This window comes from Parabacteroides sp. ASF519, assembly GCF_000364265.2.
GTDB classification, from domain to species: Bacteria; Bacteroidota; Bacteroidia; order Bacteroidales; family Tannerellaceae; genus Parabacteroides; species Parabacteroides goldsteinii.
On record NZ_AQFV02000006.1, the window covers coordinates 936,731 to 958,956 of the forward strand.

Sequence of the window (22,226 nt, forward strand, 5' to 3'; positions counted from 1 at the left end):
CGGTCTGTGACAGATCGGCTGCATTCTTGTATGTTCTGCCTTCAGTGATGTTCCACTTGTAAGGAATGGCGTAATATAGGTAGTTCCCCGACTAATTCTCCTTCTTGGAAATAAAATTTGAAAAATTTCAGTAAGAAATTGAGTACAATTTTTTAATATTAAAGTCTGTATAATAAATAAAGGAAAATGAGCGACCAGATGCACATAGATAGTCTATGGAAGCGCTTTCTTAAAGGCGACGACCGAGCATATACAGAGTTGTACAACCTGTATATAGACGACTTGTTCGCCTACGGCATGCACTTTACCACCAACCGCGAGTCGGTTAAAGATTGTATTCAGGAGGTTTTTATCTCTCTATATAAAGATCGTTCCAAACAAAGGAAAGTAAATAATATAAAAAGTTACCTTTTTGTATCGTTGAAAAACGAACTGTTCGATCTGTTCAAAAAAAGTGTTGAATATTATCAGATAGAGACAATAGAACCTGTTTTTCAAACGGAATATTCCGTAGAAGACCAGTTTCTGAAAAATGAGACTGCTAGTAATAATGTTGCCAGGGTGAAAAAACTTTTGCAGGTCTTGTCGCCCAAGCAAAACGAAGTGATCTATTATCGCTATGTAGAAGAGATGTCGTACGATGAAATAGGAGAACTGATGCACATGAACAATCAATCTGTACGTAACCTGGTTCATCGCTCTATCCTGAAGATAAGAGAACTCATGCATAATGATATATTTGTTCGTTTTTGATAAATTGATTATTGGATTAACAAGATGGAGAAGAAATATAAGAAATATACAGTAGATGAATTATTGCAGGATGATTATTTCATATCATCTATCTTGCATCCTACACAGGAGAGCCGCGAGTTTTGGGATTTTCTGATACAAAGTGGCAACTTGTCGGCACAGGATTTTGAAGAAGCGGCTTTTTTTATCGAGGTAGTACACTCTCCTAAAGAAAAACTCCTTCGTAAAGAAAAAGAAGCATTGTGGAGTAAAATAGAAATAGAAAATAAAAGTTCTCTGAAGAAAAAAATACGGACGCTTTATGCCGCCTGCTTCTCGGCCGTGGCATGTGTATTTATTTTGTTGGGTGTATCGCTCTATTTCTTTTATGAAAGCAACCGGCAGGGAGATAATATGATTGATATGATTGCCGCTTTCAAAAAAGAGAAGAATGTACAGCCCGGATCAGACATTTGCCTGGTGTTGTCGGACAACAAACAAATGAGATTTGAAGAAGACAATACAGATGTCAAATACGACGATAAAGGACAAATCAAGGTCAATTCCCAAACGGTAATGGAGGGAAATAAGGATAAAAAGGCAGTTGGCGATAAAAAAGAAAAAGAGGCGACAGTTACCTATAACCAGTTAATCGTACCTAAAGGCAAACATTCCACCTTGTTGCTGTCTGACGGCACCAAACTTTGGGTGAATGCCGGATCGCATGTCATATTTCCCGTCTCGTTCAAAGGCGATAAGAGGGAGATTTATGTAGATGGCGAAGTCTTTCTCGACGTAACCCGCAACGAAGGCAATCCCTTTGTTGTGAAAACAGACCGGATGGCTGTCGAGGTGTTGGGAACCTCCTTTAATGTCAAGTCGTATGGTCATGAAGAGACGGATGATGTCGTATTGGTGACAGGTTCCGTACATGTCCGCACGGAAGCAGGCCGGAAAGCCGAGTTGATTCCTAATCAACGGTTCCGGTGTACATCGGCCGGCGATGTGGATATTCAGACTGTAGATGTATATGATTATATATCCTGGAAAGATGGTTTGTTGCAATATAAAAAAGAACGTCTATCCGTCATATTGCAGCGATTGTCGGATTATTATGGAAAACCGATCCAATGGGAACCGGAATTGGAACGCCTGACTTGCTCGGGTAAACTGGATTTGAAGGATGATATGGAAAAAGTCTTGAACGGATTAACCAAGATGATTCCCGTAAAGTTCGTGAAACAAGATGATTGCTATTATTTTAGCGTAACCCCCTTAAACAGCAAGCCTATGGAGTAATGAGTATAAAAAACCGGATAACATACCCCTACATTATCCGGCATAATTCAAATTGAAAATTTCACAGAGTATCAACTTAAATCAATACAAATGTATGATAAATAATTTAAAAGGCAGCCATACGCATGCCGTTTTTAGTAGATTCATTCGGATTATGAAACTGATAAACCTATTCTTCATAGCAGGTATATGTTTCGCGAATGCTGCAAGCAGTTATTCGCAGTCCACTTTGTTAACCTTGGAAGCAGACAACAATACCCTGGAAGAAGTATTCAAAATGATAGAAAAAAATAGCGAATATGTTTTTTTCTATAGTGACAAAGCTGTTAATCTAAAGAAAAAGGTCAGTATTAATGTGAAAGACCAGACGATCGACAAAATACTCGACCAGGTGTTGCTGCAAACCGGCAACGCTTATTCGATCGACGACCGCCAAGTATTCATCGGCGTCGCAGCAAAAAACAAACGAAACACCACTCCACTGCCCGCGGTTGCGCAGGTAGAGCGCATCGATGTGACAGGCGTTGTTCAGGATAAAGCAGGAGAACCTGTTATCGGAGCAACTGTTGTGGAGAAGGATAATCCGACGCATGGTACCATTACCGACCTGAACGGTCGTTTTGAGTTGCGTGGTGTACCTAAGAATGCCGTATTGCAGTTCTCTTTTGTAGGTATGCAAGCAAAGGAAGTGGCTGTGAACGGAAAGAAAATATTCAATGTCATTCTGGAGCCAAATACAGTACTGGATGAAGTCGTTGTCGTTGGATATGGCACACAGTCAAGGGCTACATTGACTACCTCTGTCTCCAAGATGGATACGAAAGCGCTTGAGAGCGTACCTTATTCAAACCTTGTTACAGCGTTGCAAGGAACCGTATCTGGTGTCAGAGTACAGTCTACTACCGGACAGCCGGGTGCAAACCCCCGTATCATCGTGCGTGGCGGTACCTCAATCAACAGCCCCGATGGCGCTGATCCGATCTATATCGTGGACGGTGTGATCCGTAACGACATCGATGGTATTAATTCGGATGATATCGAGTCTATGCAGGTACTGAAAGATGCCGCATCCACTGCCATCTATGGTGCACGCGGATCAAACGGTGTCGTTCTGATTACAACAAAAACAGGTAAAGCCGGAAAAACCAGTGTCACTTATAAATACGACCTTACACTTTCCCAGGTAGGAAAAAGATATGATATGGCATCTGCCCGCGACTATATCTATTATAGCCGTATCGGACATCAGATTGCCGATCAGCGCTGGGGATTCGGCCTGAATGATCTTTATACGGCCACAGGTGCCGGTACGGGTAACGACCTGACAGCGAATACAACTTATACAACACAATATCTGACTCCGGAAAACAAGCATAAATTGAACGAAGGATGGGAAAGTATGCCCGACCCGATCGATCCGTCGAAAACCATCATCTTCAAAGGGACAGACTGGCAGGATGTGTTGTTCCGTACAGCCGTTTCACACAATCATAATGTCAACGTTTCGGGTGGTTCCGAAACAGCTACTTTCAATGCCAGTGCAGGCTATATGAAGAATGAGGGTACCGTTATCACTACATACTATGATCGTTTGACATTCAACCTGGGTGGAGAAGTGAAGCTGCGTCCTAACCTGAAGATCGGCGGACGTGCTTCCTACAGTAAATATACCAATAATGGTGTGAATGAAACAAGTATCTTTGCTCGTGCCATCGGACAGGCGCCGACAACGAAATATACTTTCGAAGACGGTACGCTTTCTCCCGGTATCAAAGGGAACGGAAACCCGGCTTATCATTTGCATCGGAATACCAATAAGAATAGCGATGAGAATATTACGTTCATCTTCGATGGAAACTGGGAGATTATTCCGGGCCTGACATTCGCGCCGTCATTCTCTATTTGGAAAGAAGCTTTGGATACATATTCCTTTACCCCTTCTTACAAGGATGGTGTGAACAACGTGAATACAGTACGCCCGGCTAGTGCCAGTTATTCTAAATGGTGGCAGACACAGGCGGATGCCGTATTAACATACAATAAAGATTTTACGGATCATCACTTGAACGTCATGGCTGGTTATTCCTACTATTTCAAGTCGAGCTATGGTATGTCGGCCAGTGGGGATGGTGCGTTGACCGACTTGATTCCGACGTTGAACGCGGTTTCCAATTACAAGCATATGACCAGCAATTTGTCGAAACAGATTATGTTGGGTTATTTCGGAAGAATCAATTACAACTACAAACAGCGCTATCTGTTGTCGGTGAATGCCCGCTACGATGCTTCTTCTATGTTGGGTAGAGAGCATAAATGGGGTTTCTTCCCCGGTGCTTCTATCGGATGGAATGTGCATGAAGAAGATTTCTGGAAAGATATGGATGCGGATGCTTTCCGTTTAAAACTGAGAGGTAGTTATGGTGTCAATGGTAATATTACCGGCATGGGACCGTATACGGCACAGGGCGAATACTCTGTTGGCCAGGGAAGGTATATGTGGGTAAACGGAATTGCGAATACGGTTTTGCCGAATGAAGATTTGCAATGGGAAGAATCTAAAACGTTCGATGTCGGTGTGGATGTCGGTTTGTTCGATCAACGCGTGGATGTTATTTTCGATTATTTCAGTCGTAGGACCGATAATTTGATTACACAGTTGCCTATGCCTTTGTCGTCCGGTTTTGATGTGATTACCACTAACTACGGTAGTCTGGACAACCGTGGTATCGAAGTAGAGGTAAAGGTGCAGGTAATGCCGAAAAGATCCGAATTGCAGTGGGAGTTAGGTTTCAACGCCTCTCATGTGAAAACCAAGATTCGTAAACTTCCGGAAAACGGTGTGGAAAGAAACCGGGTAGGAGGTTATTATGCCTGGAATCCGGAAATCAATGACTACGACTGGGTAGGTGGTCTTCAGGAAGGTGGCCGGATCGGTGATCTTTTTGCCTGGAAGTCGTTGGGAATCTATGCTACCGATGAGGAAGCGAAGGCCGACCCCGTGGTTGATATGATGGACCCGTATGAAGATAAGACCAAATACGGTGGTGATACCCGCTGGTATGATGCCGATGGTAATGGCCAAATCGATGAGAAAGATATTTGTTATATGGGTAATACGTATCCGAAGTGGACAGGCGGTATTTCAAGCTCCTGGAGTTGGAAGAATTTCGATTTGTACCTGCGTATGGACTATATGACCGGACATACTATCTTTAACGAACAGAAAATCTTTCTTTGCGGACGCTGGGCTGGTAACCTCAATATACCGCAGGAAATGATCGACAAGAGCTGGAAAAAGCAAGGTGACATAGCTGCATTGCCGGTGTATATACCGAATGAAGATTATAACTTGTGGAGAGGTGGCGATTGGTATGGATTGGGTATGATGAACTCTGAATTTTATGAATCGGGTAATTACCTTTGCATCAGAGAGCTTACGTTGGGTTATAAACTGCCGCTTACAGGTATGATGAGTAAAATTTTTCAGAACCTGAAAGTGAATGTAACCGGAAACAACCTTCATTATTTCACGAAATATTCGGGTGCGAATCCCGAGTTCGGAGGAAAAGATTCAGGGCGTTATCCTCTTCCCAGAAATGTGATTTTCGGCGTATCTGCTACATTTTAATTTAATTTCGTAAAACTCGATAAGTTATGAATAAGTATAGTAATTTATTTATATGCCTGTTTGTTCTGTTATTTTACTCATCATGTGGGGATCTTTTGAACCAGAAGCCTGAGAGTGCTATTACAAACGAGTCTTTTTGGACGAATCAAGATGATGCAACAGGGGTCTTGACGCATTCGTATGTACAACTCAGGTCGATGTCGTGCGGTGAGTTGTTTACGTTGGGAGAATCCAGAAGTGATGTGATTACGAGGGCAGTCACAGGGGATATCTATGAGCGGTATTATAAAAATACGTTGAGCCAGGAATTACCGGGTCCCGACTGGACTTCACTCTATAAGATTGTCAATGAGGCGAATCTGCTTATTAAATATATACCTCGTATCGATGCGGTTGAGGCCACAAAAAATAACTTGTTAGCAGAGGCTTATTCATTGCGGGCTTATCTGTATTTTGTGTTGGTTAAAACCTGGGGCGGTGTTCCGCTCCGGGTAGAGCCCACCGAAGGTTACAATCCGGAAACCGTACATAAAGGCCGGGCTACAGTGGAAGAGGTTTTCAAAGTGATAAAAGAGGATTTGGATAATGCGATCGCTTTGTTTCAGGACAATACTTTCTGGGCCTCCAGAAACCGTTTCTCCCAGCCGTTTGCCAATGCCTTGAAGGCCGATGTTTATTTGTGGACAGCCAAACGGTGCGGCGGAGGGAATGCCGATCTGGAGACTGCTTTGGCGGCTTGCAATGAAGTGCTGAAGGCTGATGTGGCGTTGCTTCCGAACTTTGCCGATCTGTTTGAATTTGGTAATAAAAGCAATGAGGAGATAATCATGTCTATTGCAAACACTATTTATGATGGTGGGGAGAATTATTTTAAGGATAACTATTCCGGAGCAGACGGCGGTATGATAGATCCGATTAGCGGAGAGGTGATAGGTACTACCGGGAATGGTATGGCTTGGACTGTAAGCGATTTGGTTAAAAATCAATTTACAGATGACGATAGCCGGAAAGAGGCTTCTTTTGTCGATGGGTTGAGATATGGTGAAAATAATGAGATGGAGTATCCGGCTTTGATTCGTAAAGGGCGGGGAGTCGTACAAAATGGTCAGAGGTATTTCAGGAGTGATTTCGTTTTATATCGCCTGGCAGACGTGCTGCTTATGAAGGCTGAAGCCAAGAATGCATTGGGACAGGATCCGTCTGAAGAGATGAACCTGATCAGAAAGAGAGCGTATGGTGATAATTTTGACAAACACATCTTTGTGAACCGGTCTAAAGAATTGAATGACGACGAGATTCTGAAAGAAAGATTGCTGGAATTGGTGTTCGAAGGAAAAAGATGGTGGGACCTCATACGATTCGGAAAAGCATTTGATATAGTGCCTTCATTGAATAATAAGAAAGGGCAGGATCACATGTTGTTATGGCCGCTTAGCTTGACTGTATTGACTCGTGAACCGCAAGTCGGACAGACTCCTGGTTGGGGAGACTGATTCTCTTGAAAATAGAATATAGGGATGAGATATTTACTTGTTAGTGTAATAATAAGTATTGGTATTGGTCTGTTTGGTTGTAAACAAGAACAGAATGCTGGGGAAAATACATCACTTCCCCAGCATGTTCAAGTACGAAACGTGATTATTGATGCCGATACGGATAATGAGCTGGATGACTTGCTTGCAATCGCTGCTGCTTTGAAGTCGCCTAAGCTGGAAGTCATCGGAATGACTGCTGCGCAATGGGATGGAAGGAATAATACGATGCGGGAAGGACATGATCCTTGGTGGAATGATAATTCTGCCTATACCAGTTGGCTGATGAATGCCGTATTGGTGCAGTTATTAGACCGGACAGACCTCCCCTTACCCGTGGGAAGTGAGAGGAAGATCGTTTATAAAAAAGGGAGTCCTGAAAACAACCCTCGCAGAAGTGAGGCAACGGATTTTATTATCCGCAAAGCATCAGACTTGCCTCCGGGAGAAAAGTTGACAATCATCAGTACCGGAGCCCTGACGAATGTGGCATCTGCTGTAATGGTGAAGCCTGAAATAGCTAAAAAGATAGCGCTTTACTGGCTTGGGCAAACCTATGATTTTGAAAAGGATTTATGGATAGGCGAACATGAATTTAATGTGGCTAATGACTTGGAGGCCTTTGATCTTCTTTGCGATGCAGAAGATTTGGAGTTCCATATTATGCCTAATAACGTAAGTGGATTACTGCGTTTTCATAACGCTCATTCGATCAATAAGCTTGAAAAGGTGGAAGGTATAGGTACTTTTATAGCGGATCGGTGGAGAAAGAGGATTGGAGACAATATGACTTCTTCCTGGACCATGTGGGATGTAGCTCTTGTTTATGCGATCACAAATCCGGAATGGGCGGAAGAAAAGAAGGTAGATACGCCTCCGGGTACAACCAAAAGAAAGGTCGATATATACACGAATATCGATGCGGAGAAAATGGAAAATGAGTTTTGGAATGCTTTAGGCTGTAATGTCCCTGAGGGGCAGCAAGCGGCAGCACAGCCACAGATACGAAAAGTAAAAGATGTGGTTATTTATGAAGATCCTAAATTTCATGCAACATTTCCTTCGGCTGTAAAGCTGGGGCCCAATGAGTATACGGTGGCATTCCGGCGTGCACCGGACAGAAGAGTTTTTGGTGAACCTGGGAATGCGCATGTCGATCCTAACAGCTATTTGGTGCAGGTTCATTCGAATGATGGTGAAAACTGGACGAAAGATCCGGAGTTAATCTACGCCCATCCTTTTGGTGGTTCACAGGACCCTTGTTTATTGCAATTAAAGGATGGAACTTTGCTTTGTGCCAGTTACGGCTGGGCTTTTTCCTCTCAGGAGGGTATAGACAATTTAGGAAAACCTGTTTTGCATGAGAGTTGGCATGGTGGTGAAATTGCATTTTTAGGAGGATATATCTTGCGGTCTTTTGACAAGGGGAAAACATGGGAAGATCCGATTATTCCTCCAACGCTGGATTCGGAAATTTATATCAGCGCAACGGGAGAGCCTCTGCCGACTTATAACAGAGGGGCCATGTGCGAAGGTAAAAACGGCAAGATTTATTGGATTGTGGCTGGTCATGATCCTGCCCCGTTAGGAAAAACCAGTAATCATTTGCTTGTATCTGAGGACAAAGGCGAAACCTGGCAGTATTCCGGACTGGTTGCTACCGATGATAGTGTTGCATTCAATGAAGCTTCCGTTTATGAAACACCGAAGGGAGATATAGTCGGTTTTCTACGGACTACTTTGTACGATCATGCATGTATTGCCAGGTCGACTGATGGAGGAAAGACTTTCGAATGGAAATCAATGCAATTCCAGGGGCATCCTTTGGCGGCTCTGAGGCTTCCTGATAATCGTGTGTTGTTGACATATGGCTATCGTCACAAGCCTTTTGGCATCCGGGCAAGAATTTTGAATGCAGAATGTACGGATTATGCCATTTCCGAAGAATTTATACTTCGTGATGATGGTGATGGACCGGATTTAGGTTATCCTTGGCCGATTATGCTGGAAGATAATAGAGTTCTTGTAGTTTATTATTATAATAAAAATGGCCATCGTAATATTGAAGGTACCATTTTGGATATAGACTGTAAAAAATAAAGAAATATATACCTTTAAATTCTAAGATCATGTAAAAGAACGCAGACAGAACAGATGACGCGGATAAACGCAAATTTATTTTATTAAATAACTTTGCCGTAATCTGCGTTCTGTCTGCCTTAATATCAATTATCTTCTGGCAGTGAGTGGATAAAAAATGAAATATGAGATGAAAGATAAATTTAAAATAATTTTGTTGGTCATCTTTTTGACCGGTTGTAAGACATACGAGAACCGGCAGGAAGACAGAAACGTGGATGAGCTGTATCTGAATACCACTCCCGGAAAGGAAATGATATTGGATGTCGATATGTGTACGGATGTGGATGATGTATGTGCGGTAAGGATTGCAACGGCACTTGATGATGATGGGACTATCGATTTAAAGGGTGTCGCATATTCAATAGTCGGAAAGAATAATCTGGAAGCATTGAGAGGTTTCCTGTTATATGAAAATAAACCGGATGTATTGATCGGAAAAAGTATGGCAAACAATCCGGATGAATCCCCTTATTGGGATTTGATGGCAGCATATAACGATGGTAATGTAAATGCGTATGAAGCTGTAAAAATGTATAGAAAGATATTGTCAGAAAGTAATACGCCTGTGGATATTGTCACTACCGGGTATACGACAAATATAGAAGCCCTGTTGAAAAGCCAACCGGATGAATATTCTGATTTGTCGGGGCTTGAGTTAGTAAAACAAAAATGCGGACAGTTGTATATCGTCGGTGGAACTTATCCCGAAGGGCGTTGTAATAATTTTTTCTTTACTAAGGAAGCCCGATTGGCTATTGATTATGTAAGTAAGACCTGGCCTTATCCGATACTATTTTTTACAAATGAAGTGGGGGGAATGCTCAGGTGCGGTGGTCAATTACAGGCTGTGGATATAGATAAGAGGGATATTGTAACTCGTTCATTGGTCGCGTTCGGGACTCAAAACGGTCGTCATGCTTGGGACCCTTTTGGAGTATGGTGTGCCGGGTATGCTTGCGGAAAAATTAACCGGTTAGGTTTCAAACGTGTAAATATAGCCATAGATACTGAAACGGGACGTAATACATTTACAGATGCCGCCGATGGAAAACATTTCGTGATATATCGGTTATGTGATGATGATAATTATTATAATATAATGATGGATCATTTACTAATAAAAAAAGCCAAACTTTAATTGTTAACACATCAAGGATTGAATTTAGTAATAACGTAACTTAATAAAAATAGTAGTATGAAAAACGTAAAAAAATGGTTGATACTAAGTATTTGTGTATTGGCCACAACTTCATTATTTGGCCAACAGGCAGTCGACTGGGCCAATTTCGAACGGTATGCAGAACAGAACAAGACTGTAAAAACACCTTCGAAAGTCGTGTTTATAGGAAATTCGATTACCGAAGGTTGGTGGTATGCTGATTCGTTGTTCTTTAAGAAGAATGAGTTTATAGCTAGAGGAATCAGCGGACAGGTCACATCTCAAATGTTGGTTCGCTTCCGCAAAGATGTGATCGACCTTAAACCTAAAGCGGTAGTAATCCTTGCCGGAGCTAACGACATTGCGGAGAATAACGGTTATATCTCTTTGGAGAATATCAAGGGAAATATTGTTTCTATGATTGAATTGGCGAAACTTCATAAGATAGATGTGATTCTGTGTTCTGTTTTGCCAGCTTATGACTTTAGTTGGCATAAGGGACTGGAGCCGGCGGAAAAAATTATCGAGCTGAATAAAATGCTTAAAGCATATGCAGACCGTAATAGAATTACCTATGTAGATTATCACTCTAAAATGGCAGACGAACGGAATGGATTACCTGAAAAGTATTCCGGAGATGGGGTACATCCTAATGCGGAAGGATATAAGGTCATGGAAAATATACTTCTGCCGGTGTTAAAACGGTACTAGCGTTGATTCTTTAATCAAAGAAACAGTTTTTTTTATCCATAACTACTAAAATGAAAAATGGAGGATGTGACTATTTTGGCACATCCTCATTTATCTATTTAGTCAAACTCCGTATATAATATCTCTTCGGCATGTTCAACCTGCGATACATGCCCTGTTTTGCTTTGGGGATCCAACAAAGTCCAATGATTGACCACATAAAGTGACACATTTTCTCCGATCAGTTTCTTCAGGCAATCTTCGGTCAGACCTTTTTCTAAACCCCTGTTGATGTATAAATGCCTATCTACGTCTTCCAGACGTAAATAAATGTCTTTCGTTTTAGGGTCACTCTTGACTTTTGCCAGTTTTCCTTGCAGTAAAGAACATTCATCCATTTGAGGGTTACTAATGGGTCTAAAAGTTAACGCACATAAAATAAGAAACAGGCCTGGCAGAGAGAATAATAAAATCATGGTTTTCTTTTTCATACGGTGAGCTTTTAAAGTGTTACTATGATTAATAACGGGCTACAATGTCTTTTCGTATGTTTTTATCTTTATCTTTGCCATAATAACTAATAAACTTATATGGAACGCTTTGCCGCAATAGATTTTGAGACCGCCAATGGGAAACGCAGTAGTGTATGCAGTGTCGGGATTGTCATTATAGAAGATAATCATGTGATCGACCAGGTGTACAGTCTGATCCGCCCGTATCCTAACTATTATACCCAGTGGACTACCGCTGTTCACGGACTGACACCGGAAGATACGAATGAGGCACCTGACTTTGAAGAAGTCTGGGCGAAAATTGCACCGAAGGTTGCCGATTTGCCACTGGTAGCCCACAACAGCCCTTTCGATGAAGGATGCCTGAAAGCTGCACATATGGCTTACGAACTGGCCTATCCCAAATATCAGTTCTATTGTACCTGCCGACTGTCACGAAAAATGTATCCTTTTCTAGTGAACCATCAGCTACATACTGTGGCTGCCTATTGCGGATATGACCTGAGGAATCACCATCATGCAATGGCGGATGCCTATGCCTGTGCACATATCGCTATTACAATGATGCGGGAAAAAGGTGTAAATACTTTACAGGAATTATTATAAAGGTTTTTCGGATACACCTAGGTCTAATTCGATTTAGAGGTAGGTGTAAATGAATTTAGAGGTACGTCTAAATCAAAATAGACGTACCTCTTTTTTATTTTTCATTGGGAAGACTTTCAATGAATAATGTGATGTCTCCTGAAAAACTATTCGGTTATGTCGGGCGAAGTCTGTTGTTTTCCGGCAATCTTATCTACTACAATCGCAATGGCACCGTCTCCGGTTACATTGCAGGCTGTTCCGAAACTATCCATTGCAATGTAAAGTGCGATCATCAGCGCCTGCAATGTCTCATTGAAACCGAGCATACTTTGCAGCAATCCCAATGCCGCCATGATCGCTCCTCCCGGAACTCCCGGTGCGGCTACCATCGTTATACCCAGCATCATGATGAATCCTGCCATTCCGGCAAAGGTGACCGGTTCTCCGGCCATGTACATGATCGCCATGGCGCAGGCCGTGATCTTCATCGTACTTCCGGAAAGATGGATGGTCGCGCAGAGAGGCACTACAAAAATAGCGATTGTCTCGCGGACACCGTTCTTTACCGTCTGGGCAAGTGTCACGGGAATAGTGGCGGCTGACGATTGAGTCCCTAATGCGGTGGCATAAGCCGGCAGCATATTCTTTAACAGCCGGAACGGATTCCTGCCGCTGATGCTTCCGGCTACCGTAAACTGGATGAGCAAAAGCAACACGTGGAGCACGAATATCACAATGATCACTTTCAGGAACATCGTTATGATACTCATTACCTGGCCGCTGACTGTCATATTCAGGAAAATACCGAAAATATGCAGGGGAAGCAACGGGATGATTACCGCTTCGATCAATATGGTGATAATTTTCTGGAAGTCATTAAATGCCTCCCGCAGTGTATTACCGCTGATATAGGATAGTCCCAGACCGATTGTGAATGATAGGAGCAGGGCCGTCATTACATCCATCAGAGGCGGCATGGCTACCGTAAAGTAGGGCGTCAGCATGAAATCTTCCGGATTATCCATGGCTGTCAGTTCCGTATTGGCCGGCAGGATATGAGGAAAGATCGCCGAGCTACTGAAAAAGGTAAAGAAGCCTGAAAATATAGTCGAGCCGTAAGCTATCAAAGCCGTAATGGCCAGTAGCTTTCCGGCACCTTTCCCTAAATCGCCGATAGCAGGCGTTACCAGCCCCAGGATAATAAGGGGGATGGAGAACGACAGGAAGTTGCCGAACAACGAATTGAAGGTCACAAAGATACGTGCGATACCATTCGGTAGAAACTGGCCGAATAATACACCGGCAGCAATGGCAATGACTACTTTAGTCAGTAGCGATACTTTCAGCTTTTTCATTTATTCGTTTGATTTTAAACCCGATGGCAGCAACAGTGATGCTCATTAACGGGCTGATTAGATTAAAGAAACAATAAGGTAAATATGTGAATGTGGCGACACCCAGGATGGTTGCCTGTGTCATACCACAAGTATTCCAGGGGATAAGAACAGAGGTGACAGTCACCGAATCTTCCGTTGTGCGGCTTAACAAACGGCTCTCATATCCTTTTTTCTGGTAAATATCCTTGAACATGTTACCGGTCAGGATGATGGAGATATATTGGTCGGCAGTGCAGATATTAAGAAACAGGCCGGAGGCAACCGTTGAAGCAACCAGTCCGACAGTCCGTTTCATAAAACGGATAAATACGGAAGTAATGCTTCCCAACATTCCGCTGGCCGTCATGGCACCACCAAAACACATAGCGCAGATAATCAGCCAGATCGTATTCATCATACCGCTCATACCCCGTGTGGAAACCAGGTCATTCAAATCCGGATTCCCCGTCTGGACCTGGGTACTGCCATAGAAAGTCATGATCAACCCTTTGAACTGCGATTGCATATCCTGAACCGGCAGGCCGGATATTTCCTGTAACAGGTGGGGTTGGAAAAATAAGGCGAATATGCCGGCCAATGTAGCAGAAATGAACAGGGTGATGATGGACGGTATACGTTTAGCGATCAGAATCCCTGTTATGACGGGTACGATCAACAGCCATAAAGAAATATGGAAGGTCTCTCTCAGCGAGGCAGAATACATGGCGATCTGGTCGGTCGCAGTCGCTTCATGTGCGAAACCGGCTACGGTAAAGATTGTCAGTGTAATGATCATGGACGGCACTGTCGTAATCATCATATATTTGATATGCTTGAACAAAGGGGTATCCGTTACTGAAGAGGCGAGGACCGTCGTATCTGAGAGCGGAGATATCTTGTCCCCGAAATAGGCACCGGAGATAATCGCCCCTGCAATCCATCCGTCTTCAAATCCCTGTGCCTGCCCGATTCCCAGCAGGGCGATCCCGATGGTTGCGATTGTTGTCCAGGAACTGCCTGTCATAACGGATACGATCGCACAAATGATACAGGTTGATGCCAGAAAGAAACTGGGATGAATGATCTGCATCCCGTAGTAGATCAGTGTCGGGACGACTCCGCTAATCATCCAGCTGCCGGATAAAGCACCGATGATCAACAGAATGATCAGCGCGGTAGCCACACCGGAGATATTATTGACCATTGCCAGTTCGATCGCTTTCCAGCGCACTTTGCTGTATCCCATAGCAATCAGGCAGCAAACAGCCGTTGCCGTAAGTAATACTACCTGACTTCCTCCGCTTAGTGCATCACTGCCAAAAGTATGAATTGTAACAAATAAAAGGGTTACCAATACAAGTATGGGAACCAGTGAAAGTAAGGGAGAGGGTATCCTTTTGGGAGTATGATCCATTATTATATATATGCTTATGAATTATTTGCCTGCAAAAATACGGAAAATAATGTATATATTGATATCCTGGATTTCATTATCCCAATGACAGATCATCCAAATAAATAAAATTGACAAAATCCCGACTGTTTTTGATCTCATTCTCGTTTTAAACGAACCTTTTTTTCGTTTAAACCCAATAAAATCTCCGTTTAACTGAAATGTAAAAGAGTAGTAGTGGAGTTATGAAAAGGGTTTAAAGGATAATATTTGTTAAAGAATGTGATTTGTTTTTGTCTGGGAGGTCGGTTTATTTTGATTGGTGGGTTATGAATATTGTATATACTGTGTCATAAAGATTGTTTTAGTACGAATATTTAATCGTTTTGACTATTTTTCGTACGAGGCATAGGAGGCATTTATAAATCAATCTCAGAGTTTAATCTTTACTTTCTTTGACGTAAATAATGAGTGTAAAAAATAATTAGATCATAAATTCTTTCTATATTGCGCAATCTAGCACATCAAATAAAATAACAGCCATGAATACTATTCTAGATAAAGTATCATCTACCATGAAACAGGTAATTACCATGTATCAGTCGGCTTGTTCTTTAGGGGATCTGCTGCTACATAAACAAGCAGAAGCATTATTAAATAAGATAATAAGCCAAATATCCGTCATAATGCCTATGCAATTGGGCAATGGTATATTAGGAATAGCTTGTGGTGCTATTTATTTACATTATCACCATTATGTGGAAGGTGATATAGATGATTCTCTTTCAGAAATAGATCGGCAGATACTAATAAAATTGGATAATTATCTTAAAGGATCCTATCTACCATGGGCCGATTGGTTATATTATTTAAGGCTTCGTATCCTGTGTGAGAGATCGCCAAAAAGAAGGTTGTCCGAATTACGAATACATCAAGGTATAATTCTTTTATTTGATCACTTAGTTGAGGAATATCGAAGTGGATACATATTATCAGATTCAGAAATAGAAGAAATAAGGGCTTTACATTCAATGGGAATTTGTCCCTTACGAACTGGAGATTTACTTAGAGACTATGAAAAAGTGTGTTTTATTATCCCGGTACGGATTGACTCCAAGGAGCGTGAACGTAATTTGGATTTTGTAGTAGAACAATTAAGTCGAATAAAAAATGGAGAAATCTGTATCATAGAAGGAGACAGTCGGCAACATTATATGTTAAAACGTACCTATCCCAATGTATATTACCGGTTTATAAAGGATACTGATCCTGTTTTTTATCGTACACGTTATCTAAATGATGCCATTAGGCAAGTGCGATCATTGATTGTTGGCATTTGGGATACAGATGTATACGTTTCGGATTGTCAAATACAAGAAGCAATAGAAGCAATTAAGACAAAGAAAACAGTATTTAGTATTCCTTATAATGACCGGACTGTGATGTTATCACCGGAAAGTACAAATCGATTTATAATGGAGAAGACAGAAACGACTTTGCTTTATGAATATTTAGTGACTCATAGTTGCGGAGGCGCTTTTTTTGTAAACCGTAGTGTGTATGTCCAAGCTGGCGGAGAAAATGAACATTTTTATGGTTGGGGACCGGAAGATTTAGAACGCGTCAAACGAATGGAAATATTGGGATATTCGGTTACTCGGATAAAAGGTGACCTTTATCATCTTTACCATCCTCGAGGGAAAAATTCTCGTTATGCAAGTGAAAAATTGGAAATAAGAAATCGGGAAGAGTTTTTGAATATCTGTAAAATGGAGGTTGTCGAGTTGAGAGAGTATATTTCAACATGGGGCGATCGTTCTTCTATGAATCAGTTTATAGAAGGTTATCGGTTGGAGGAGAAGCGTAAAGCTGAAACTGACTTTTGGAAACAAGAGATCAGTCAATATTTACTATGGTATGATAATAAAATCTCTTATTTATATAATACACCAGCTCCTTTATCCGAACAGAAAATAATTATAAAAGATAATCCGATTTATTCTGCGATCCTGACGTGGACGGAATTACATCAACAACCTAAATACTTACATGATTTACAATTGCATTCTTCCATCTTTACAGGTAAAAAAGTATTGGATATCGGTGCCGGTCCGATACCTAGTGGCATCTGCTTTGAGGGATGCGAGTTGTATGCGGTAGACCCATTGATGTCGGATTATTGCAAGTTGGGATTTCCGCATCATCTATATCCTCAAGTCCGTTTTATAGAGGCTTATGCTGAACGATTACCTTTTGACGATCATTTTTTTGAAGTTATTATATCAGTCAATGCCATTGACCATGTAGATGATTTGGTAAAGGTATCCAAGGAGTTACAGCGAGTTGCCAAATCGGATTGTCTTTTTGCGATTCATACACATTATCACGAGGCTACAGTTTGTGAACCTATTGAAATAAATGATGAGATATTCGGAGATTTATTTAATTGGGTAAAAGGTCTTCGGATAGCGAATAAAACAAAATGCTCATTTAGTTCGAAGGTCGGTGAAGATGAATGGTATGTGTTATGGAGTAACATAAAAAAATAACGAAAAATGATATGAAAATACCACTAAATATACATCCTGATATTTTGTATGCGATTCGATTATTATCAAAAAGGAGAACAGAGAATATGGATAAGGCAATATCTATCATAAAGAATACCGTATCCGATTATGATACTGATCGCTATCCGGATTATTCGACAGGTTTGGCAGGGATAGGGTATGGAATTCAATATATGATTTGTACAGGTTTGATAGATGCGAATGGAGATGAAGTTCTTTCGGAATTTGATCGATATCTTTTTTCTACTGTCTGTTTACAACAGCATACGGACTTTAGCCATGCTACAGGCTTGCTGGGAATTGCTTCTTATTTTTTTGCCAGGCTAGAGGATCCTGGTGCTAACGATGAAAATTTGTCTACAGTAACGAATAGAACCATATTATTATCCATATTAGATATTTTATTAGCGAAGTTTGGAGTGAACGGATATTCTTCCTTCGAAAAGAAAGTAAAACCGCCGTCGAGTCTGCAAGAGCGGTCTGATATAGAAATGTTTATTCGAAAGTTTATTTCTCATGATATTTGTAATGAATTGGCATTGAAATTATTGAATAAAATAAAGCAAAATGAATCTTTGTCTGTAATGGTAAGTGATCAACCGATCGAAATAAATATGAGTGATGCCACAATTATCATACCAATACGTGCAGACAGTAATATACGAATTCAAAATTTGCAGACAATAATACGATTGTATACCGATTTAACAAATGCACATTTCATTATTCTAGAAGCAGATCAGATTCAACGCGTTCATTTAAATGATAGTGAACAGGTAAGATATCTGTTTCAAAAAGATGAAAATCCGATATTTTACCATACACATTACCGGAATGAGCTGATTAAGTTGGCCGAAACTCCTATTGTCATTGTATGGGATACAGATATATTAGTACCTGTAGTACAATTATACAAGTCTGTAGATGATATTAGAAAATGTCGAGCTGTATTATCTTATCCGTATGACGGCATTTGTTATACCCTCTCTCCCGATCTTAGCAATCGATTTCGGCAAACATTGGATTGGAAGGAATTAGCAAAGAAAAATAAGTGTCAAATGATGTTCGGTCAACTGACTGTTGGAGGCCTGTATGTAATTAATCGTGAAAAATATATGCAAGTTGGCATGGAGAATGAATATTTTGTCGGTTGGGGGCCGGAAGATGTGGAGCGTTTGAAACGGCTTACTTTATTGGATATACCTGTTTCCCGTGTGAGTGGTTGTATATATCATTTATATCATCCAAGAGAGTTGAATTCAGGTTATGTAAATCAATCTCGGAGTTTGACATTAAAGAAAGAACTCCTTCGAATATGCAGAATGGATAGAAGTGATTTATTTCGAGAAATTGCAACTTGGAAATGGCTAGTTTGATATTTGCTTTATTTAACATAAATGGCGGGCGCAAAAATGCTATGAATAATAAATTATTTTTATATTGCACAATCTGGAATTAAAGTAACCTTCATATGCCATTATTATATGAAACACGTTGGAATATATATATTTCTGTCCCTTTTTATAACCGTTACTATAATAAGAGGTAATGAAAAAGAGATTACTCCGGATTCTATTCCCGAATTCTTTTTGCAGCAACAAAACATTTTTCCTCAGGAGAAAATTTATGTTCAAACAGACAAGTCTAACTACTTGGTCGGCGACACTATTTGGTTTAGAGCTTTCCTGGTAGATGCCTGTATGCATACTCTATCCACATTGAGTAATTTCGTGTATGCCGACTTGTTGGATCCGCACAACCGATTGGTCGATAGAATTAAGATAATAAAAGAGAATGGGATCTTCCAAGGATATCTTGACTTGCCGGAAGATTTACATAGCGGAGATTATCGCCTGTGTGTTTATACCCGATATATGTATAAGGAGCAGAAAGAATACTTGTTTCAGAAGAAATTGACTATTGATAATTACATTTCTATGCGTTATTCGGTGGAATCCGTCTTTAAGTCCGGAGATAAAAAAGGAGAATTGATAGCCGATTTACATTTTAAAGAGTTTAACAACGGGAAATCAATTATACCGGATAAAGTTGAGTTTTACGAAAAGGAAGATAAAGTACGACAAGTGCCAACCGTTCAGGACGGGCATTTCGTGTTTAAGTTGGAGGATACTCCACCGGAGAACATGCTTCATTTTCAATATACGATCGGTGGACGTACACAAGGGCAATACATATATATTCCAGCATCGAAAAAAGACTATGATGTATCTTTCTTTCCGGAAGGAGGGGAGTTGCCTGGCGGTACCCAGTCACGAATCGCTTTTAAAGCTTTAAACACCGATGGTCTGGGAGAGGATATAAGGGGAGTGGTTTTAAATAGTCTGGGCGATACGGTAGTGAAGGAATTCCGTTCCTTGCATCTGGGAATGGGAATCATCCGTTTTTTTTATGACCCATCTCTTAGTTACTATATGGTCTGTTGGAACAGGCAGGGACTAAAAAAAGAATATACGTTGCCCTCTGTGACACCGAACGCCTGTACGCTTTCGGCTTATTGGCGGAAAGACAATCTTTATATTTCAATCAATAAGGATAGCAGAAATACGACAAATAAACCGTTATACCTGACTATCCTGTGTCGTGGTAAAATCCTATACAGTAAAAGATGGGAAAAGTATTGGGAAGACGGAAATTCTCTTCGTTTTTCTCAAAGATCGTTTCCGACAGGTGTATTACAGCTTCTGTTAACGGATGAGAATAATCTCCCATTAAGTGAACGATTGGTTTTCAGTCTCAACAAAGGAGAAAAAACGGTCGTGAATTTTCAAACAAATAAGAAGTATTACAGTAGTCGTGAACAGGTAAAAGCCAAGATTGAGGTTTTAGATCAACAAAACATCCCCCTGTCCACCACATTATCCGTATCGGTAACAGATCCAAATGTCGTAAGAATGGATACAGGAATGAATATCCTTTCCACTCTATTATTGACATCGGAGTTGAAAGGATATATTGAATCACCAGCCTATTATTTTTCAGGTGACTATGCCGAAAAGCAAGAAGAGTTGGATGCTTTGTTGTTGACACAAGGATGGAGCCGTTATAAAATAGCGGAAGTACTACAAGGTAAGGCGGGAATTCCGGGAAGTAGCCCTGAAACGTTCCAACAAATCAAAGGAATGCTGTATCAGGGAATATCCCAAAACAAGCCGGCTCCTAATTATCCTGTCCGCCTGTTTGCGACAGCGAGCGAGAAATTTGTGGAAAGTGAAACGCAGGAAAACGGTTCTTTCTGTTTTGACAATATCTTGTTTGCTGACGGTACGATCTTTGTAGTACAGGGAAGTACGCCGAAAGGGAAAAGTCAGGTTTTGCTGGAAGTCGAAAAAGATTCCCTGGGAATAACGGTAAATCCTTTTCCATTAGCGGTAAGAGAACCAGAAAGAGAGTGGATACAAGCAGAAACAGAGAAAAAAATTCAAATACTCAGTCAAGGAGATATCGCACGTACATACCAATTGGGTGAGGTGGAAGTAACGGCTTCAAGGATAAAAAAGAGACCATTTTTTTATATGTCAAAAAGTCCTTATTCTTCTGAATTCAATAAGTCTATTAGTGGAAAAGATTTAATAAATAGGTATCATCCAGGCAGTGTGATGGAGATGCTTCAACATCTAACCGGTGTATCTATTTGGAGGGATGGACCAACAGTTTATCCTTATATTCCATCTGAAAATCCTTTTAATGCAATACCTCCTCCTCGTGCATATTTATTGATGGACAATGTGCCGATAGATGCAAATGAGTTAAATGCCCTGATGCCGCAATACATAGCCGAAATGGAAGTTGTAAAAGGTGGTCGTATCGCAACAATGGGAGCAAATGGCGTAGCTGGAGCCATACTTATAACAACGAGTATGCTCCCTGTTGATCAGAAAGTTGTTTCACCAACAAATATTCAGACAATAGCGCCTATAGGCTATCAGGTTATAAAAGAATTTTATTCGCCGAAATACGAAGCAAAAGAACAAAAGAATTACTCGCAAAGAGATAACCGTTCTACGCTTTATTGGAGTCCGGATGTTCGGACAACAGAAAGTAAATCCGGCGAATTTCAGTTTTATACGTCTGATCAGACATTCTCTCCTTATGTGATCGTATTGGAAGGATTATCTGAGGAAGGGAAATTGATCTATTGGAAGGGAGAGATTTCTGTAAAGTAAAAAGACTAAATTTATATATTTTATAAACTAATAAATTATTACAAACATGGGGAGTTTAGGTAAATTGAAATTAAATGATTCTCAGCGAGTAATGCAAGATGATGAGATGAAAGCTGTTATTGGTGGCTATACAGATTATGGAGGACATGTTGTTGATTATGGAGGTTGTACTCCTGATGCAGGTGTTTGTCAAGGTTCTTGTCCGGATTTTACTTATAATGATTCGAAGGGTATTCCTAGGTCAATGCCTAGATATTGTGTTCCATTAAACCATGTAAATGGTCCTGCTGTTAGTTGCGTATGTGCTACCAAAGATGCAACAGGTCCATGGGGATAGGTTTCCAATAAAAAATGGGAAGATGTGTTAAAAGTCTACGTTCCTTAATGGCTTTTTGACACATTTTCCAAATATTTTCTGTGA

At 40.9% G+C, this 22,226-nt stretch carries 15 protein-coding genes; 12 read left to right on the plus strand and 3 right to left on the minus strand.

Annotated elements, in window-relative coordinates:
* Nucleotides 1-198 precede the first annotated feature (198 nt).
* From C825_RS03580 to C825_RS03610, 7 genes are all read left to right on the plus strand, one after another.
* Entirely contained in the window at nucleotides 199-753 is a 555-nt protein-coding gene (locus C825_RS03580) for an RNA polymerase sigma factor (protein ID WP_044215198.1), read from the plus strand.
* 24 nt (nucleotides 754-777) lie between these two features.
* Nucleotides 778-2,031, plus strand: coding sequence for a FecR family protein (locus C825_RS03585; protein ID WP_010801423.1), 1,254 nt, complete (start codon nucleotides 778-780; stop codon nucleotides 2,029-2,031).
* Nucleotides 2,032-2,185: 154 nt separating this feature from the next.
* Nucleotides 2,186-5,659, plus strand: coding sequence for a TonB-dependent receptor (locus tag C825_RS03590; protein WP_228100126.1), 3,474 nt, complete (start codon nucleotides 2,186-2,188; stop codon nucleotides 5,657-5,659).
* A 26-nt stretch (nucleotides 5,660-5,685) separates the two neighbouring features.
* Entirely contained in the window at nucleotides 5,686-7,152 is a 1,467-nt protein-coding gene (locus tag C825_RS03595) for a RagB/SusD family nutrient uptake outer membrane protein (RefSeq protein ID WP_010801425.1), read from the plus strand.
* 24 nt (nucleotides 7,153-7,176) lie between these two features.
* The gene (locus C825_RS03600; RefSeq protein WP_010801426.1) at nucleotides 7,177-9,291 is read left to right on the plus strand and encodes a nucleoside hydrolase; all 2,115 of its coding nucleotides are present in this window, start codon (nucleotides 7,177-7,179) and stop codon (nucleotides 9,289-9,291) included.
* Nucleotides 9,292-9,460: 169 nt separating this feature from the next.
* The gene (locus C825_RS03605; RefSeq protein ID WP_010801427.1) at nucleotides 9,461-10,471 is read left to right on the plus strand and encodes a nucleoside hydrolase; all 1,011 of its coding nucleotides are present in this window, start codon (nucleotides 9,461-9,463) and stop codon (nucleotides 10,469-10,471) included.
* A 57-nt stretch (nucleotides 10,472-10,528) separates the two neighbouring features.
* Nucleotides 10,529-11,203: an SGNH/GDSL hydrolase family protein gene (locus C825_RS03610; RefSeq protein ID WP_007655849.1), complete on the plus strand. Its 675-nt coding sequence runs from the start codon at nucleotides 10,529-10,531 to the stop codon at nucleotides 11,201-11,203.
* Between the two features lie 98 nt (nucleotides 11,204-11,301).
* Here C825_RS03610 and C825_RS03615 read toward each other — a convergent pair whose 3' ends face one another.
* Nucleotides 11,302-11,673, minus strand: a complete 372-nt coding sequence (locus C825_RS03615; protein ID WP_007655847.1) for a hypothetical protein — start codon at nucleotides 11,671-11,673, stop codon at nucleotides 11,302-11,304.
* A 99-nt stretch (nucleotides 11,674-11,772) separates the two neighbouring features.
* Here C825_RS03615 and C825_RS03620 point away from each other — a divergent pair, with 99 nt between their 5' ends.
* Nucleotides 11,773-12,300, plus strand: coding sequence for a 3'-5' exonuclease (locus C825_RS03620; RefSeq protein ID WP_007655844.1), 528 nt, complete (start codon nucleotides 11,773-11,775; stop codon nucleotides 12,298-12,300).
* A gap of 146 nt (nucleotides 12,301-12,446) precedes the next feature.
* On the opposite strand, the gene C825_RS03625 is transcribed toward C825_RS03620, so the two are convergent.
* Both C825_RS03625 and nhaC read right to left on the minus strand, forming a co-directional pair.
* On the minus strand, nucleotides 12,447-13,637 hold the full coding sequence (locus tag C825_RS03625) for a dicarboxylate/amino acid:cation symporter (RefSeq protein ID WP_007655843.1): 1,191 nt from the start codon (nucleotides 13,635-13,637) through the stop codon (nucleotides 12,447-12,449).
* On the minus strand, nucleotides 13,606-15,072 hold the full coding sequence (gene nhaC / locus C825_RS03630) for a Na+/H+ antiporter NhaC (protein WP_010801428.1): 1,467 nt from the start codon (nucleotides 15,070-15,072) through the stop codon (nucleotides 13,606-13,608). The genes C825_RS03625 and nhaC overlap by 32 nt, the downstream gene beginning before the upstream one ends.
* A 521-nt stretch (nucleotides 15,073-15,593) precedes the next feature.
* On the opposite strand from nhaC, the gene C825_RS03635 reads away from it, so the two are divergent.
* The 4 genes from C825_RS03635 to C825_RS03650 all read left to right on the plus strand — a co-directional run bounded on the left by C825_RS03635 (nucleotide 15,594) and on the right by C825_RS03650 (nucleotide 22,142).
* Nucleotides 15,594-17,600 carry a methyltransferase domain-containing protein gene (locus C825_RS03635; protein ID WP_052334433.1) on the plus strand — a complete coding sequence of 669 codons (2,007 nt, stop codon included), beginning with the start codon at nucleotides 15,594-15,596 and terminating at the stop codon, nucleotides 17,598-17,600.
* Between the two features lie 11 nt (nucleotides 17,601-17,611).
* Complete coding sequence (locus C825_RS03640) at nucleotides 17,612-18,997, plus strand: galactosyltransferase-related protein (RefSeq protein ID WP_010801430.1); 1,386 nt, start codon at nucleotides 17,612-17,614, stop codon at nucleotides 18,995-18,997.
* Nucleotides 18,998-19,105: 108 nt separating this feature from the next.
* Nucleotides 19,106-21,805: an MG2 domain-containing protein gene (locus C825_RS03645; protein WP_010801431.1), complete on the plus strand. Its 2,700-nt coding sequence runs from the start codon at nucleotides 19,106-19,108 to the stop codon at nucleotides 21,803-21,805.
* A 46-nt stretch (nucleotides 21,806-21,851) separates the two neighbouring features.
* Nucleotides 21,852-22,142: a hypothetical protein gene (locus C825_RS03650; RefSeq protein WP_010801432.1), complete on the plus strand. Its 291-nt coding sequence runs from the start codon at nucleotides 21,852-21,854 to the stop codon at nucleotides 22,140-22,142.
* Nucleotides 22,143-22,226: the final 84 nt, after the last annotated feature.